The sequence below is a fragment of the Weissella viridescens genome (genome assembly GCF_014789145.1).
Taxonomy (GTDB): Bacteria; Bacillota; Bacilli; order Lactobacillales; family Lactobacillaceae; genus Weissella; species Weissella viridescens.
Genome location: NZ_CP061835.1, coordinates 1,123,618 through 1,141,171, shown reverse-complemented (window position 1 = coordinate 1,141,171; position 17,554 = coordinate 1,123,618). Strand labels below are relative to the sequence as shown.

Sequence of the window (17,554 nt, the reverse complement as noted above, 5' to 3'; positions counted from 1 at the left end):
AGTTTTAATTTTATAAAAGCGAAAATGTCAGCTCTTAACGTGAGTTTGGCTTTTTTTTGTGTTAAAATTAATAACAAAATAGGCTAAAAAAGGAGCGTTTAAACGATGCAGTTACCCGAAGCGTTCAAAGAAAAATATCGTCGGCTTCTCGGAGCTGATGCAGATGCTTTTTTTCAAGCACTGGATGATCAACCCAGCAAAGCCTTTCGGGTGAATCCCTTAAAGCCGAATGATCAGCCTGTTGATACACCATTAGGACCGCGTGTGCCGTGGAGTCGGTGGGGTTATTATGGGGCGATTTCTGGGCATTCGATTGACCATACGGATGGTGTGATTTATTCGCAAGAACCCTCTGCTCAACTAGTGGGAGAATTAGCGCAACCAACGCCAGGTAGTAAGGTGCTGGATTTAGCAGCTGCGCCTGGTGGAAAATCAACGCACTTAGCATCATTTATGAAGCAAAGTGGTCTACTGGTATCAAATGAAATTAACCGGAAGCGAGCCGGTATTCTAAGTGAAAATATGGAACGCTTCGGCGTCGCCAATGCATTAGTGACTAATCATGATGCCACTGCATTAGCTAAGAAGTTTCCACTGTACTTTGACACCATTGTCTTAGATGCCCCTTGTTCTGGGGAAGGAATGTTTCGGAAGGATCCTGATGCGATTCAGTATTGGACGCCAGAATATCCGGCTGAAAACGCGGAACGTCAGAAAGAAATTTTGGTTGATACCGTAAAAATGCTTAAACCGGGTGGTACATTAGTGTATTCAACATGTACCTTTGCTCCCGAAGAAGACGAACAAGTTATTGCATGGCTTTTGGAACAGTATCCCGAATTTTCGGTGGTACCCGTTGAAAAGTTTGATGGCATTGATGATGGCCGTCCAGAATGGGCGGACGGTAATCCGGCTCTAGCCGATACGGTGCGGTTATTTCCTAACCATGTTGCTGGTGAAGGTCATTTTATGGCGAAATTGCATAAAGCTGATTCGGATGAAATCGCTAAATCCGTTAAGACGGCACGGCCAAACCTAACAGCTGAACAACGTGGTTTATGGGATGAATTTGCACAAACCAATCTGATAAGACAGCCAGAAGGCATTTTGTATGCTTTTGGTGATCAACTATATGCATTACCTGACGAAGCACCTGACCTCAAAGGGTTGCAAGTGTTGCGGGCAGGACTGCACTTAGGAACCTTTAAAAAGAAACGTTTTGAGCCAAGCCTAGCGTATGCATTGGCGGCCAACCCAACCGACTTTAAGCGGACTTATGCGCTCACAACAACAGAATGGGCACAATATGTACACGGGGACACCTTTATGGTAGATGTCAGTCAAGCACAAGATAATGGCTGGTATAGTCTGACGATGGCTGAAAATGGTGTTGGTTTTGGTAAGTTAGTGAATGGCCAAATGAAGAATTTTTACCCAAAAGGGTTACGCTTTTTACCCCAAACTGAAGTGAAATAACAAAGGAGATTGAATGATGGCAGTAGAAAAACTGAATCGTCAAGCTGTAGAAAATGTTGCAGGTTTGGCCAAGTTGACTTTGGATGATGCCCAAGCCGACATGATGACAGAACAACTAGATAAGATTTTTGACTTGGTGACAACTTTAGCTGAGGTTGATACAACGAATGTTGAACCAACGTATTCACCAATTGAGACACAGACAGTTTTGCGTGAAGATGTTGCTGTTAATGCGAACCAAACTAAGGCCTTGCTTGCCAATGCCCCTGAAAGCGAAGGGAACTTAATTAAGGTGCCAACGATCATTGATGAAGGAGCTGAAAACTAATGGATTTTCTACACACTGATTTAGAAACGTTACACCAACAACTTGTTGATAAAGAAATTACCGCCACTGAGCTTGTTGAAGCAACTTTAGCCAATATTGATGCGACTGATCCAGAGTATGCCGCTTTCTTAACGGTTATGAAGGAAGAAGCATTAGCTGCCGCTAAGGCACAAGATGAAGCTGGCATTGATGCCGACAACATTTTGGCTGGAATTCCATATGGCATTAAAGATAACATCGTAACCAACGGTGTTAAAACAACAGCTGCATCACGCATGCTAGAGAACTTTGTTCCTATTTATGACGCTACAGTTGTCGAAAAGTTGCAGGACGCAGGTGCCATTGGTGTTGGTAAACTGAACATGGATGAATTTGCCATGGGTTCAACGACCGAAACGTCTTATTTCAAAAAGACAAAGAATGCTTGGAATACAGCCAAGGTTCCAGGGGGGTCATCGGGTGGATCAGCAGCAGCCGTTGCTTCTGGTCAAGTTTCCTATGCGTTAGGAACTGACACTGGTGGATCTGTGCGTCAACCAGCTGCCTTTAACGGTTTGGTGGGAATGAAGCCAACATATGGTCGTATTTCACGTTGGGGTGTCATTGCCTTTGCGTCATCATTTGACCAAGTGGGCGTCTTGTCACGTACTGTTAAGGATAATGCGCATGTTTTGACCGCACTTGCAGGTGTGGATGCTAAGGACCAAACAAGTTCAGAGCAACCTGTGCCAGATTTTGCAGCTGATTTAACAACTGATTTGACGGGTATGAAAATTGCTGTGCCTGATGAATATTTTGGTCGCGGTGTTTCTGAAGAAGTTAAAGCAACGATTATGGCTGGTTTAGAAACATTAAAGTCACTTGGTGCGACCGTTGATGAGGTATCATTACCACACACTAAGTATGGTGTGGCGGCTTACTACATTTTGGCTTCTGCAGAAGCATCATCTAACTTGCAACGTTTCGATGGTATCCGTTATGGCTTCCGTGCTGAAAATGTAAAGAATTTGGATGATTTATATGTTCAAACCCGTTCACAAGGTTTTGGTGATGAAGTCAAGCGCCGAATTATGCTTGGAACTTATTCACTTTCTGCCGGTTCATATGATGCTTTCTTTAAGAAGGCAGCACAAATTCGGACATTGATGATTAATGACTTTAAAAAGGTTTTTGCGGACTACGATTTGATTGTGGCACCAACTGCGCCAAATGTTGCGTATGATTTCGGTGAGAATTCAGATGATCCTGAAATTACGTATATGAATGACGTTTTGACCATTCCAGTTAACATGGCTGGTTTGCCAGGTATGTCTGTAAATGCTGGTTTTGCAAATGATTTGCCGGTTGGTATGCAGTTTATTGGTGATCAATTCCAAGAAGCAAAGCTTTATCAAGCTGGTTATGCCTTTGAACAAGCAACAAAGCTATATGAAAAGACCCCTGGAGGTGCAAAGTAATGGCTGTACCAAATTTTGAAACAACCATTGGACTTGAAGTCCACGTTGAATTAAAAACTAACTCTAAGGCAATGTCACCATCCCCAGTCGGATATGGTGCTGAACCTAACCAAAACACAAACGTGATTGATTGGGGTTATCCTGGCGTTTTGCCACAAGCTAACCAAGGCGCTTTGGAATACGGTATGATGGCTGCAACGGCCTTACATGCTGAAATTACACGTGATTTACACTGGGATCGGAAGAACTATTTTTATCCCGACAATCCAAAAGCCTATCAAATTACACAACAACAAAAGCCAATCGGGCAAAAGGGTTGGATTGATGTTGAGTTAGAGAGTGGCACAAAACGCATCGGTATTACGGAAATACACGTTGAAGAAGATGCCGGAAAGAACACTCACGGTACTGATGGTTACTCATATGTCGACTTGAACCGTCAAGGAACACCATTGATTGAAATTGTGAGTGAACCTGATATGTCAACACCAGATGAGGCCTATGCCTATTTGGAAGCTTTGCGTCAAGCCATCCAGTTTACTGGAATCTCTGACGTTAAGATGCAAGAAGGTTCAATGCGTGTTGACGCTAACATTTCAATTCGCCCAGTCGGTTCAAAGGAATACGGTACAAAGGTCGAGTTGAAGAACTTGAATTCATTCAACTATGTGCGTAAGGGACTTGCCTTTGAAGAAGATCGCCAAGCTAAAATCTATTTGGCAGGGGGAACCATTCAACAGCAAACACGTCGTTTTGATGAAGCAACAGGTGAGACCGTGTTGATGCGTGTGAAAGAAACGGCGGATGATTATCGTTACTTCCCAGAGCCTGACTTGTCACCAGTGCATATTTCTGATGCTTGGGTAGAAAAAGTAGCTGCAGCCTTGCCTGAATCTGCCCCAGACCGTCGTAAACACTATGTGGATGATTTGGGTCTTGAACCATATGATGCCAAGGTCTTAACGCAAACACTTGAAATGTCAAACTTCTTTGATGCAACTGTTGCTGCTGGTGCAAATCCTAAGCGTGCAGCCAATTACTTGATGGGTGATGTGAATGCATATTTGAATGAAAAGCAAGTTGACTTGCAAGATACCGCATTGACGCCAGATCATCTTGCTGAGATGATTAAATTGATTGATGATGGTACAATTTCAACTAAGATGGCTAAGCGCGTCTTCACAGCGATTACAAAGGGTGAGAACCCAGCTGAATTCGTTGAAGCTAATGGCCTAAAGCAAATGTCTGATCCAGCTGAACTACAACCTATTATCGATGAGATTTTGGATAACAATGAACAATCAATTATTGATTTCCATAATGGAAAAGATCGTGCAGTTGGTTTCTTAGTTGGTCAAATTATGAAGGCAACCAAGGGAAACGCGAACCCAGGTGTTGTTAACCAACTTTTGATGACATCATTACAAGCGCGTAAACCAGAATAAAAAAGTGTTGATTGTGCGATAAGCACAATCAGCAATACATAATGCTACGTTATGAAAATAAGGAGATGACGCATGAAAAAACGAGCGCGTATTATTTATAATCCAACATCCGGACGTGAAGCAATTCGACGAGATTTGGTTGATATTTTAAATGTTTATGAATTAGCCGGGTATGAGACAAGTGCGTTCGCGACAACTCCCGAAGAAAACTCAGCCCAGAACGAGGCACGTCGTGCGGCCCTAGATGGTTTTGAATTAATCGTTGCTGCCGGTGGGGATGGTACAATTAATGAAGTCGTCAATGGTATTGCTGATTTGGACAAACGGCCAGTGATGGCAGTAATTCCAGCCGGGACGACGAATGATTATGCGCGTGCTTTACACATTCCGCGTGATAATCCATTAGAAGCAGCGAAAGTCATCTTACAAAAGAAAGCTGCCCGCATGGATATTGGGCAAGCCAATAATAAGTACTTTATGAATATTGCCGCCGGGGGTTCATTATCAGAACTAACATATTCGGTACCGTCTAAGTTAAAGTCGATGTATGGTTACTTGGCATATGTCGTTAAAGGGGCTGAAATGCTGCCACAAATTCGGCCAATGAATTTACGCATTGAATATGATGATGGTGTGTATGATGGTCCGTCATCACTTTTCTTCTTAGCTTTAACGAATTCCGTTGGGGGCTTTGAGCAAATTGTGCCTGATGCCAAATTGGATGATGGTAAATTTACGTTGTTGGTTTTGAAAACCAGCAAGTTGAATGAACTAATGGCGATTATGACTGAAGCTCTTAAGGGTAAGCATATGGATGATCCAAATATTTTGTATGTTAAGTCAAATGAAGTTAAAATCATTCCTGAGGGTGATAATAAAAATCCGATTATGATTAACTTGGATGGTGAATATGGTGGTGATGCACCAGTTGACTTTGTGAATCATCATGCGCATATCGCAATGGTGGCTAATGTTGATGATATGACTGATAACCAATTCACTTTACCAAGTGTCGACTTATAACATGATGCGTCCTTTAAATAGGACGTTTTTTAATGGCATAAGCTATGAAGCAAGTTTATGAAGGGGGCTAGCATGCCAATTGCAGATGTCTATCGACAAATCAATAAAAAAATTAGTGCGCGTCCTGACGTTGACGCCAGTGATCGCACGCGTACCAACATTGTTCATGAAGTTTTAGGCTGGATCGGTCAACCAGACCGCCGTTTAAAAATTGTTCACATTGTTGGCACCAATGGAAAAGGTTCGATGGGGATTATGTTGTCGGACATCATTAAACATACTCGCTATAAAGTTGGACATTTTACGTCACCGGTGATTAATGATGATCGTGAAATGATTAGTATTGATGGAAAAGAAATTAATGAGACAGAATTTATTGCGAGTTATCAGAATATTTTAGGGGAAATTCATCGTCATGGTGGTGATGCAACCGTTCTAACAAAATTTGAATGGTGGGTTCTGATTGCATTGGAATATTTTGGTCGACAACAAGTTGACTATGTCGTGTTAGAAGCTGGCCAACATGGTTTATGTGATCCAACCAATGCTGTTGAAAATCCATTAGTGGTCGCTTTTTCTAAAATTGCACCAGATTATTTTGAACAACAAGAGACCAACTTAGTGAAAATCACCGAGACCAAACTGGGCGCGATTAAACATGGTTCAACGGTTGTAAGTTATCCGGGTCAGGATGCTACCGTAAATCAGTATCTTAAGGAAACAACCGCAAAGGTTGGTGCAACATGGTATGATCACAAACCGAAAATTACGCTTTTGAAATCTGCGCCAGATGGCCTTCTCTTGAATGTAAACGATTTGAAGGGGCTTAAATTATCGTTAACAGGATCGTATCAGATTCAAAATTTGTCAACGGTGCTACAAATTGTAGATGTCCTAAAGCAAAATGGCGCTGATATCAAAGATGTTGATCTCGTCGAAGCTCTGTCGCGCGTTAAAATTGAAGGACGTATGGAGTATGACGCAGATCAGAATATTTTGTACGATGGCGCCCATAATGCTAGTGGCGTGGCGAGCTTAGTTGACTCACTAAAAGCGTGGCACTTACAAGCGAAACCCTTAATGGTCCTCGGTTTTCTTAAAGACAATAATTGGCATGAAATGTTAGATGAACTTTTGCCATTTACTGATTCAGTGATTACGGTAACGCCAGATGCGCCAACTGCGATGTCAGCAGATGAATTAGCAGCTAAAATTGTGATGATGAGTAATGTGAATGTCGATGTTGCAGATGATCCTGCTGCGGCACTTTCATTAGCGGGTCAAGCTCGTGAAAGTACGCAAGCCATGATTTTGGTAACGGGATCATTTTACACGTTGAAAGCAATCCATGAAGGAGCTTAAAATGCGCAAACCAATTGTGATTGCATCTAATAACACACATAAAACAGCTGAAATTGCAGAATTTTTTGCGTTGTATGAACAACCAGTTGTAAATTATCGTGAATTACATGCGCAAATAACTTTTCCTAAAGAAACAACTGATAACATGGTGGAAAATGTTAAAATGAAAGCTAGCACGATTCACGCTTTGTTGCCAAATGAAATGATTTTAGCGGATGATTCGGCCTTATTTGTGCCAGCGTTGCCGGAACACTTCGGGGTAACGACAATGCGTGAATTTAAAGCCCATGCGTTAAAGACGGATGCTGAAATTAATCAATATGTTTTAGACATGGTTGATACGGTAACTGACCGTTCAGGGTACTTGCAGTCTGATTTTTACATGGTGCTTCCGGATGGGCAGATACTAACGACACAGGCTAAAGGCGGTGTCAAAATAGCAAATAGCCCCCGAGGTGCAAATGGGTTAGATGCCATTGTAGAGACTGAGACGGGTGCAACTTTGGGTGAAATGCCGATTACACAGCGTGTTAATTATGCCGCTCGCGGGCGTGCTGTCCAAACAATTATGAAAGCTTTAAACAAGGATTAGAGGAGAACTTTGCACATGGCACTTACTGGAGAACAAATTACGAATTATTTAGCTGATGAAAGTTTGGTGCTGTCTGCGCCTGATTTTGAAGGGGCCATCCAACATCTAGCTTATAATTCAAATGATGTGACTGCGGATACTTTGTTTTTTATCAAGGGGAATTTTAAGCCCGAATATTTAGCTGATGCTAAAGCGAAGGGTGTTACTGCGGTTATTGCGCCAGTTGATTTTACTGAAACATTAGACTTACCAACGTGGGTCGTAGATGATGTGGCTGCTGCGATGAGCATCTTGAGTATGGCTTTTTACGACCGACCACAAGATAAACTTGCTTTAATTGGGATAACTGGTACGAAAGGTAAAACCTCAAGTGCCTATATGGCTTATGAAATTTTACGTGAAGCAACAGGGGACAAAGTGGCCCTATCTTCAACTTTAGCTGTGGTAACTGGAACTGATCCTAAATTCCATTATCGCGCTCACTTGACGACACCTGAATCATTAGATTTGTTCCGTTGGATGGCTGAAGCCGTAGAAAATGGCATGACGCACATGGTCATGGAAGTATCCTCACAAGCTTATAAAAAAGAACGTGTCTATGGGTTGCGATATGACGTGGGTATTTTCTTAAATATCAGTCCCGATCACATTGGTCCAAATGAGCACCCAACGTTTGAAGATTATTTAGAGTGCAAAATGGAGCTATTTGATCACTCTGATCAAATTGTTTTAAATGCGGATTCAGACCACTTTGGACAATTAATTGAACGTGCTGAAATGGCCGTACCAAAGGATGGTCTTTGGCTATATGCGCAAGAACATACAGATGCCGATGAAGATATGGGTGCCGATATGTCATATCGGACTGTCCGTGAAGACTTGCAAGGTAGCACTTTTGCAGTAAGTGCGCATGGACAACAGGGTCAAGCTCTCGAGCTTGATGGTGAGTACGACTTGGATATGCCAGGTGACTTTAATCAAGGTAATGCAACGGCAGCGATGATTGCCACGCGTTTAGTTGGGGCAGATCCTGAAGCAATGCGAACTGCTTTAAACGAAGTGAAAGTACCTGGTCGCATGCAAGAGTTAACAAGTGCTGAACACGGTACGATTTATGTTGATTATGCGCATAATTATGCTTCAATCGCTGCTTTGTTACAGTTTGTCCGCGCTAACGAGCGCGTTGATAAATTGGCGATTGTGGTGGGTGCGCCTGGAAATAAGGGTGTTTCACGTCGCCCTGGAATTGGACAAGCCATTAATGAAGGGGCCGATGTGGCCTACTTAACGAGTGATGATCCACAATATGAAAACCCTGCCGACATTAATGCTGAAATTGCAGCAAATATTGATGCTGATAAGGTCCAAATTATCGAACAATTAGATCGTACTAAGGCGATAACTGAAGCCATTCAAGCGTCTGGCCCCAATGATGTTGTCGTTTTGGCGGGTAAAGGTCTTGATGAATACCAGAAAATTGACGGTGTCGATACACCATATGAGAATGATTGGTCGATTGCTCAGCGTGTCGTGAACGAATTGGCTAACGAACCAGAGTAGAATTAACAGCCATTGTTTGGTATAATACAAAGATTAATGCAGTGAAAATAAGAGTTAAAAAATAGAAAAGGGGTACGTAGCACATGGCTAAAGAACCTATTGAAAACACATCAGAATTTGACATTGGTGATTACGTTTCAGGAAAAAAGTTTGCCAACTTTGAACATGATTTTTCAGGGATTGTTGAAAAAATTTACGAGCACTCAATCATGATTTTGATTACAGATTTTGACCCGGAAGATACAGCAACTGTTAATGAATATAACCAACGTGCCGTTGTCCGTATGTCTGATGCACAAATCTTGAAGAAGACTGATAACCCAGCACCACGTCCATCAGATGATGAAGATGACGAGGAAGAGGAAGAAGCACCAGCTGGTATTTTGGATGAAGACGAAGACGACGATGAAGAAACTGAAACTGAGGAGGAAAATTAATGGACTATAAAGCACTTGTTGCGCAAGTTCTTGATCCTGCGGTTGACGAAATGAGTCAAACAGATATCTTAAGCAAAATTGAGATTCCAAAGGATTCAAGTAAGGGAGATTTTGCCTTTCCAACATTTACTTTAGCAAAATCTCGCCATCAAGCGCCAAATCAAATTGCCGCTGCAATTGTTGATGCAATTGACCAAAGTCAATTTGAGACAGTTGAAGCAGCTGGCCCATACGTTAATTTCTTCTTAGACAAGGCGCAAGCAGGGCAAAACTTCTTGCGTGACGTTTTGTTGAATGAGAACTACGGCCACAATACTGATGGTGAAGCAGGACACGTCACAATTGATATGTCATCACCAAACATTGCTAAGCCAATGTCAATGGGACATCTCCGTTCAACAGTTATCGGAAATTCATTGGCAGAAATCTCACGCGCCAATGGTTACCAACCAATTAAAATTAATCACCTTGGTGATTGGGGAACGCAGTTTGGTAAGTTGATTTCAGCGTACAAGCGTTGGGGTTCAGAAGCAGAAGTTAAAGCTGATCCAATTAACACCTTGGTTAAGTATTATGTGAAATTCCACGAAGAGGCTGAAAAAGATCCAGCGTTGAACGATGAAGGTCGTGCCTGGTTTAAGAAGCTTGAAGATGGAGATGAAGAAGCAACTCATCTATGGAAGTGGTTCCGTGATGAATCTTTGAAGGAATTCATGGATATCTATGATGAACTTGATATCGAGTTTGATTCATTTAATGGTGAGTCATTCTACAACGATAAGATGGATGAAGTTGTAGATATGCTTGAAGATAAGGGCTTGCTTGAAGAATCTCAAGGTGCTCAAGTTGTCAATCTAGATGATGAAGATTTGAATGTCGCCATGATTAAGCGAACTGACGGGGCAACACTATATATGACCCGTGATTTGGCGGCTGCCATTTTCCGTAAGCGTAACTACAACTTCGTAAAGTCGCTCTATGTGGTCGGTGGCGAACAACGCGAGCACTTCCAACAAATGAAGGCTGTCTTGAAAAAGATGGGCTTTGATTGGGCGGATGAGATTGAACACGTTTCATTTGGTTTGATTACAGTTGATGGTAAGAAGCTTTCAACACGTTCAGGACGCATTATTTTATTGAAGGACGTTTTGGATGATTCTGTTGAGCTAGCACAAGAACAAATCGAAGAAAAAAACCCAGACTTACCAAATAAAGAAGAAGTTGCCCACGAAGTTGGGGTGGGCGCAGTTGTCTTCCACGACTTAATGAATGAGCGTACGAAGAGCTTTGATTTTAAGCTTGAAGACGTTGTTCGTTTCGAAGGTGACACTGGTCCATATGTGCAGTATACAAATGCACGTGCGCAATCAATTTTGCGTAAGGCTGGTAACCCTGAATTGGTAATGGATGAATTAACAATTACTGATGATGCGGTTTGGGAAGTTGAAAAGTTATTGGCAGAGTTCCCTAATACACTTAAGCGCGCTTGGCGTGAGTATGAACCTTCTGTTATTGCCAAGTATGCTTTGAGTTTGGCACGTGCTTTCAACAAGTACTATGCTAACTCAGTTATTTTAAAAGATGATGCAGAGTTAAATGCACGTCTGGCATTGGTTAAGTCCGTGTCACAAGTTTTGACAGAGTCATTACGTTTGTTAGGGGTTAAAGCACCTAAGGAAATGTAGTCGATGCGTTGAAGCATATGCAATGATTTGCTGATATAAAACCGACATCATTTTACTCATTTGAGTGGAACGGCGTCGGTTTTTTACCAAGAATGAACATTGAGGATGTAAACATGCCAACCAAAAAACAAGATCGCCAACTTAAAATTTTGGATATTATTTCAAAAAATGTGATTGATTCGCAAGAAAAGTTGATGGATGCCTTAAAAGAGGCGGGGTATAGCGTGACACAAGCCACGGTCTCCCGAGATATTAACGAATTAAAAATCGTACGACATACAGATGAAAATGGGTTAAATCGTTACCAGGTTTTAGAACCGTATGCAGCGGATGAGCTAAGCCAACTAAAATTAAACGTGACGCAATTAGTGAATTCTGTGGAACAAGTTGAGTTTATGGTGATTCTAAAGACAGCTGAAGGAAATGGTAATCGAATTGCTGCTTTAATTGATCATGTCAATTTTAAATATATTGTCGGTACATTGGCCGGTCATGACACGATCTTTGTGATGACACACAATGCCGACGAAGCTAAGCGAACGGCTGAGACCATTCAAGCTTGGCTTTAAGATATGGAGAGAAAGATGAAAAACTGGTTTAAAAAAGGATTTGCGCGCATTAAGCCAATTTGGCAACGTTATCAGATTACCCGTTGGTTAATTGTGCTGTTTTTAACGCTTTTTTTTATCATCAGTGCCCTCGGGACGTTCAATGCTAAAACAACTGATGTGAGTGATTTAAAGGCCCGTCTAAGAGATTCGACCATTATTTACGATCATGAAAATAAAAAAGCAGGTTCAATTGCTGGTCAAAAAGGGACATATGTTGGATACGACCAAATTTCATCAAATGTGACCAACGCAATTATTGCGACAGAAGATCGTAATTTTTACAAAGAATACGGATTTTCTTTTAAGGGAACTTTGCGTGGCGCTTTAACAACAGTTTATTATCGTCTGAAGGGTAGCCATGCTTCGGCAGGTGGATCAACCATCACGCAACAATTGGTTAAGAATGCTTTTTTGACGCAAGACCAAACGATTAGTCGTAAAATTAAGGAATTGTTTCTCTCGGTTCAAGTTGAAAAAGAGTATAGCAAAAATGACATTATTACAATGTATATGAATAATGCTTACTTTGGCCGTGGTGCTTGGGGTGTCCAAGATGCGGCTGAAAAATATTTTGGCATAGATGCCAAGGATTTGAACGTCGAACAGGGAGCCATGTTGGCGGGAATGTTACAGTCACCCAATGGTTATGATCCAATTAGTCAGCCTGAAGCTGCGCTTAATCGACGCAACCAAGTGCTCCAAAATTTGGTTAATAACCATAAGTTGTCGCAATCAGATGCTGATGCCATTGCTAAAACACCAATTGGTGCGAGTGATCATGAACGTATCGATAATAGTTATCGTTACCCATCATACTTTGATGCCGTGATTAATGAGGCCATCGGTAAATATCATCTAAAAGAAAATAAACTTCTAAATGATGGATATCGTATTTACACGAGTTTGAATCAAGATGATCAAACGAATTTACAGAATAATTTTGAAAATCCAAATTTGAATCCTGTGGGTGGCGATTCTCAAGCTGCTTCAATTGTCATGGATGCTAAAACTGGAGGCGTTCGGGCTGTGGTTGGTGGACGAGGAGAGCACGTGTTCCGCGGGTTTAATCGAGCCACACAGATGTACCGGTCACCAGGTTCAACGATTAAGCCGTTGGTCGATTATGCACCAGCGTTATCACGTGGTTTCTCAGTCGACTCAAAATTGAAAAACCAAGTTTCATCATTTGGAACAAATGGTTATGAACCACACAATGCTCTGGATGTGCAAACAAAACCAGTGCCAATGTATCAAGCGCTTGAAAATTCATATAATATTCCAGCGGTCTGGCTATTAGATCAAATCGGTACAAAGGTTGGCTTTAAGAGTGCCGAAGATGCTGGGTTACCAGTTGAAAAGTCTGATGACAATTTGTCGTTGGCGATTGGTGGTATGAAGAAGGGAGTATCACCCCTTCAAATGACACAGGCCTATACCAGTTTCGCAAATGATGGAAAGATGAGTAAGGGTCACTTTATTACTAAAATCGAAGACGCTTCAGGTAAGGTGATTGTTGACACCAAACCAGAGCAAAAGCGTTTATGGAGTAGTAAGGTTACTAAGGAAATGACGTCAATGATGCTGGGGGTTTATACCGATGGAACAGGTGTTTCTGCCAATCCATATGGCTTTAAAGTCGCTGGTAAAACCGGGACAACTGAGGTTAGTGGCGAAGATTCATCTGCAACAAATGCAACGGATTCATGGGCAATTGCGTATACACCAGATGTTGTCGTGACAACTTGGATGGGATACGATAAAACGGACGCGTCACATACATTACCGATTTATCTCAGTCAAACGGCCGGACCGTTGATGAAACAAACCCTTGAACAAGTTTTACCGAATACGCCTAACACACCATTCAATGTGAAAAGTGTTCGCGAACAAATGGCAGAAAAGCAGGCTGCTAAAGAACGACAAGCAGCGCAAAGCCAAAATGCTAATGATGTTTCAGATGGAATTACCGACAAGATCCGTAAGGGCACACAAGATACCATTGATAGCTTTAATCGTGGGGCAAAAAAGGCTTGGTCGGATTTGATCGGAAACTTTTAAAAGAACCTAGGGTATGCCATAATAGAGGCAATCAATGAAAAGAGGAAATTAAGATGGTTAATATTTTTGATAACGTCAATGCTGCAGCACGTGATTTGGTAGAAACACCACAATACAAGAACTTGGCTGAAGCCCTTAAGGCTGTTCGTGAAGACGAAAAGACCAACGAAGTCTTCACTCGTTTCCAATCAGCCCAAATTGCAATTAACGATGCCATGCAAGCTGGTGAAGAACCTGATGAAGCCCAAATTGCAGCATGGCAAACTGTTGCACAAGAGATTGAAGAATATGATGCCATTGAAAAGTTGATGGAATCAGAACAAGCTATGAACCAATTGTTGATGGAAATCAACAACACATTGACAAAGCCAATTGCGGATTTGTATCAAGATTAATGCTCTTTAATTAAAATTTTGATTAATTTGCCATAAAATGGTATGATAATCAAGTAACACATTAACTTATATCAAATGGAGGTATTTATTATGTCATTAGAAGATCAAGCTAAGGGTGCTATGGACCAAGCAACTGGTAAGGCAAAGGAAGTTGCTGGTAAGGCTACTGGAGACTCAAAGACTGAAGCTGAAGGTAAGGCTGAAGGTTTGATGGGTAAGGCTAAGCAAGCTTTCGGTGATGCCAAGGACGCAGCTGCAGATGCTGTTGACAGTGTTAAAGACAAGTTTTAATTAAATTAAAATAGAAAAGAACCTTTTTTCTATCAGAACCCCATTCATCAACTGAATGGGGTTTTTATATTGCCAAAAATATGTTGTGGTGGATGGCGGGGGGACTTTTCGTGTTTCAATCCAGAACATGGTAAAATGGCGTAAAGACTGTGAATGCTTAGGCTCCAAGAGGAGGATCAACATGCTTAAAGATTATGAAAATAACGAACAATTTGAAGCCAATGTGCTTTTGAATGATATCGATGTGCGTCGTACGCAACAAGGAAAAGCGTACCTAAATTTATTGGTTTCAGATCGTTCGATGGAAATTAGTGCAAAAAAATGGGATGTGACTGACGCTGAAATGAAGGAATTTGTGGCTGGTGAAGTGATTCATATTAAAGCCATTCGACAAACATATAAGGACCAGCCGCAATTACGTGTTTTGGAAATGCGTAAAACAGAGCCAGGTGAGCCAAATGATCCAACAGACTTTATGCAAACAGCGCCAGTTAAAAAAGAGGGCCTTGAAGAAGAAGTCAGCCAGATTATGTTCCAAATAACTAATGCCACGTGGCAACGCGTGGTACGGTACTTATTTAAAAAATACCACGAGGAGTTCTTTAGTTTTCCAGCTGCTAAATCAAACCACCACGCTTTTAAGGGGGGATTGGCTTACCATTCACTTTCAATTGTTCATTTAGCGCAAGCTGTCACTGAACAATATGAAAATATTAATGGGAGTCTCTTATATGCAGGTGGCCTTTTACATGATTTAGGTAAAGTCATCGAATTAACAGGACCAGTTGCCACAAAGTATACAACAGCCAGTAATCTAATCGGACACATTACATTAATTGATGAACAAATTGTTTTGGCGGCACATGAGTTAAAACTTGATTTGAATTCTGAAGATATGTTGGTGTTACGTCACACGGTGTTAGCTCATCATGGACAATTGGACTATGGTTCTCCCGTACGACCACAAATTAAAGAAGCTAATATTTTGCACCAACTTGATGAGTTAGATGCAAATATTCAATCATTCGATCAAGCCCTAGCACAAACTGAACCGGGAGAGTTTTCTAGTCCACAGTTTGCACTTGACCGACGCCGGGTCTATCGACCACGACAAGAAAATCAGTCAGAGGACCTATAATCTGAAATAAGTTGATAAATCAGTAATGATAGGGTTTTCAAAACGAAAAAATAGGCATAAAATAGAAAAGTAAAGAAAAACAAAAAAACGTTTGCATCCGATAGGAGATTGAAAATGGATTATCTAATTGGGGTTGATTTAGGGACTACGTCAACCAAGGCCGTTTTGTTTGATAAGGCTGGACATGTTATTGCAAGTGCCAACAAAGGTTACAAATTATATCGTGATGAGCCAGATATGGCTGAAGAAGATTTAGAAGAAATTTGGCGTGCGTTCATTGAAGCCATCCACTCTGTTTCTGCTGCAGCGACAGATGGTGACATTGTGGCTGTTTCATTTAGTTCAGCGATGCATTCATTGATTGCATTTGATCGAGATTGGACACCGCTTACCCGAGTGATTACTTGGGCTGACAATCGTGCCGTTAAGTACACTGAAGAGTTGCGTTCGACAGGGTTGGGTCAAGAAATCTATTCAAAGACCGGAACACCAATTCACCCAATGGCACCATTGTCAAAGATTCTATGGTTGAAGAATGAAAAGCCAGATATCTATAACAATGCGGCGCACTATTTGGGAATTAAAGAATACTTATTCCACAATCTATTTGGGGTTAACCGTATGGATATTTCCATTGCGTCTGGAACGGGAATGTTCAACATCTTTGACTTAGACTGGGATCCACAAGCTCTTGAAGTGACTGGTGTCAGCAAGGATCAAATGCCAGAACCAGTGGATCCATATGCTATGGAACGTGGTCTTGACCCACAAGTGGCTGAATATCTTGGTCTTGACCCACAAACGCCATTCGTTTATGGTGCTGGAGACGGTCCATTGTCTAACCTAGGGGTTAACGCTGTTCAACCTGGGGTTGCGGCTGTTACCATTGGGACATCTGGAGCGATTCGTGTCGTAACAGACGCGCCAAAGATTGATCCAAAGGGACGTACCTTTACGTATGCTTTGGATAAGGATCACTGGGTTGTTGGTGGACCAGTTAACAGTGGGGGTGACGTTTTGCGTTGGGCCCGCGATAATATGTTTGATGCTGAGAAGTCAACTGCTGATTTGATGGGTATGGATTCATATGACCTTATTACTGAAATTGCGAACCACGTGCCAGCCGGTGCCGATGGTTTGCTCTTCCACCCATATCTTGGTGGTGAGCGTGCACCAATCTGGGATGCCAATGCCAAGGGTTCATTCTTTGGATTAACTTATAAGCATACACGTGCGCACATGGTGCACGCCGTCATGGAAGGTGTTGTTTTCAACATTTATATGGTGTCATTAGCCTTGGAAGAAGTGACTGGAAGCTTGACATCAATTCAAGCAACGGGAGGATTTGCTCGTTCACCACTTTGGCGTCAAATGATGGCTGATATCTTTGAACAAGCGGTTACAGTGCCAAAGGCCTTCGAATCAGGTGCTTTAGCGGCAACAGTTATGGCCCAAAAAGCCTTGGGAATGGTTGATAGTTTAGATGTTATCGGTGGAATGATCGGTGATTCAAATACTTACGAACCAATGCCTGAAAACTACGCTGTTTACCGTGCGTTGTCACCAATCTTTATTCGTTTGTCACGTCAACTACAAACTGAATATGAAACAATTGCTGACTTCCAACGAAAATTCGTGAATAAAGACTAATTGTTTTTGAAAAAGTTCTCATGTTATTGAGAACTTTTTTTATTAC

At 41.7% G+C, this 17,554-nt stretch carries 16 protein-coding genes; all 16 read left to right on the top strand.

The features are described from left to right. Positions 1–105 precede the first annotated feature (105 nt). The 16 genes from IE337_RS05620 to gntK all read left to right on the top strand — a co-directional run bounded on the left by IE337_RS05620 (position 106) and on the right by gntK (position 17,508). Positions 106–1,476: an RsmF rRNA methyltransferase first C-terminal domain-containing protein gene (locus tag IE337_RS05620; protein WP_191136112.1), complete on the top strand. Its 1,371-nt coding sequence runs from the start codon at positions 106–108 to the stop codon at positions 1,474–1,476. Between the two features lie 13 nt (positions 1,477–1,489). Further along, on the top strand, positions 1,490–1,804 hold the full coding sequence (gene gatC, locus IE337_RS05615) for an Asp-tRNA(Asn)/Glu-tRNA(Gln) amidotransferase subunit GatC (RefSeq protein ID WP_371190482.1): 315 nt from the start codon (positions 1,490–1,492) through the stop codon (positions 1,802–1,804). Next, on the top strand, positions 1,804–3,261 hold the full coding sequence (gatA, locus tag IE337_RS05610) for an Asp-tRNA(Asn)/Glu-tRNA(Gln) amidotransferase subunit GatA (RefSeq protein ID WP_191136111.1): 1,458 nt from the start codon (positions 1,804–1,806) through the stop codon (positions 3,259–3,261). The genes gatC and gatA overlap by 1 nt, the downstream gene beginning before the upstream one ends. Continuing rightward, the gene (gene gatB, locus IE337_RS05605) at positions 3,261–4,706 is read left to right on the top strand and encodes an Asp-tRNA(Asn)/Glu-tRNA(Gln) amidotransferase subunit GatB (protein ID WP_191136110.1); all 1,446 of its coding nucleotides are present in this window, start codon (positions 3,261–3,263) and stop codon (positions 4,704–4,706) included. The genes gatA and gatB overlap by 1 nt, the downstream gene beginning before the upstream one ends. A gap of 72 nt (positions 4,707–4,778) precedes the next feature. Next, positions 4,779–5,729 carry a diacylglycerol kinase gene (locus IE337_RS05600; RefSeq protein ID WP_191136109.1) on the top strand — a complete coding sequence of 317 codons (951 nt, stop codon included), beginning with the start codon at positions 4,779–4,781 and terminating at the stop codon, positions 5,727–5,729. Positions 5,730–5,801: 72 nt separating this feature from the next. Beyond that, a complete protein-coding gene (locus IE337_RS05595; protein WP_191136108.1) occupies positions 5,802–7,091 on the top strand; it encodes a bifunctional folylpolyglutamate synthase/dihydrofolate synthase in 1,290 nt (429 codons plus the stop codon). 1 nt (position 7,092) lies between these two features. Continuing rightward, positions 7,093–7,683: a non-canonical purine NTP pyrophosphatase gene (locus IE337_RS05590; RefSeq protein WP_191136107.1), complete on the top strand. Its 591-nt coding sequence runs from the start codon at positions 7,093–7,095 to the stop codon at positions 7,681–7,683. A gap of 15 nt (positions 7,684–7,698) precedes the next feature. Continuing rightward, positions 7,699–9,243 (top strand): UDP-N-acetylmuramoyl-L-alanyl-D-glutamate--2,6-diaminopimelate ligase, encoded by a 1,545-nt coding sequence (locus tag IE337_RS05585; protein WP_191136106.1) that lies wholly within the window; start codon positions 7,699–7,701, stop codon positions 9,241–9,243. Positions 9,244–9,326: 83 nt separating this feature from the next. Continuing rightward, entirely contained in the window at positions 9,327–9,680 is a 354-nt protein-coding gene (locus tag IE337_RS05580) for a hypothetical protein (protein WP_191136105.1), read from the top strand. Continuing rightward, positions 9,680–11,365, top strand: a complete 1,686-nt coding sequence (gene argS, locus IE337_RS05575) for an arginine--tRNA ligase (protein ID WP_057744307.1) — start codon at positions 9,680–9,682, stop codon at positions 11,363–11,365. Before IE337_RS05580 ends, argS begins: the two co-directional genes overlap by 1 nt. 113 nt (positions 11,366–11,478) lie before the next feature. Further along, entirely contained in the window at positions 11,479–11,934 is a 456-nt protein-coding gene (argR, locus tag IE337_RS05570; protein ID WP_072152654.1) for an arginine repressor, read from the top strand. Between the two features lie 15 nt (positions 11,935–11,949). Beyond that, entirely contained in the window at positions 11,950–14,034 is a 2,085-nt protein-coding gene (locus IE337_RS05565) for a PBP1A family penicillin-binding protein (protein WP_243185578.1), read from the top strand. A gap of 53 nt (positions 14,035–14,087) precedes the next feature. Beyond that, positions 14,088–14,429 carry a YlbF family regulator gene (locus IE337_RS05560; protein WP_057744298.1) on the top strand — a complete coding sequence of 114 codons (342 nt, stop codon included), beginning with the start codon at positions 14,088–14,090 and terminating at the stop codon, positions 14,427–14,429. A 90-nt stretch (positions 14,430–14,519) separates the two neighbouring features. After that, complete coding sequence (locus IE337_RS05555) at positions 14,520–14,720, top strand: CsbD family protein (RefSeq protein WP_191136103.1); 201 nt, start codon at positions 14,520–14,522, stop codon at positions 14,718–14,720. 181 nt (positions 14,721–14,901) lie between these two features. Beyond that, positions 14,902–15,858, top strand: coding sequence for a 3'-5' exoribonuclease YhaM family protein (locus tag IE337_RS05550; RefSeq protein ID WP_191136102.1), 957 nt, complete (start codon positions 14,902–14,904; stop codon positions 15,856–15,858). A 114-nt stretch (positions 15,859–15,972) separates the two neighbouring features. Then, positions 15,973–17,508 (top strand): gluconokinase, encoded by a 1,536-nt coding sequence (gene gntK, locus IE337_RS05545; RefSeq protein ID WP_191136101.1) that lies wholly within the window; start codon positions 15,973–15,975, stop codon positions 17,506–17,508. The last annotated feature ends 46 nt before the right edge of the window (positions 17,509–17,554 follow it).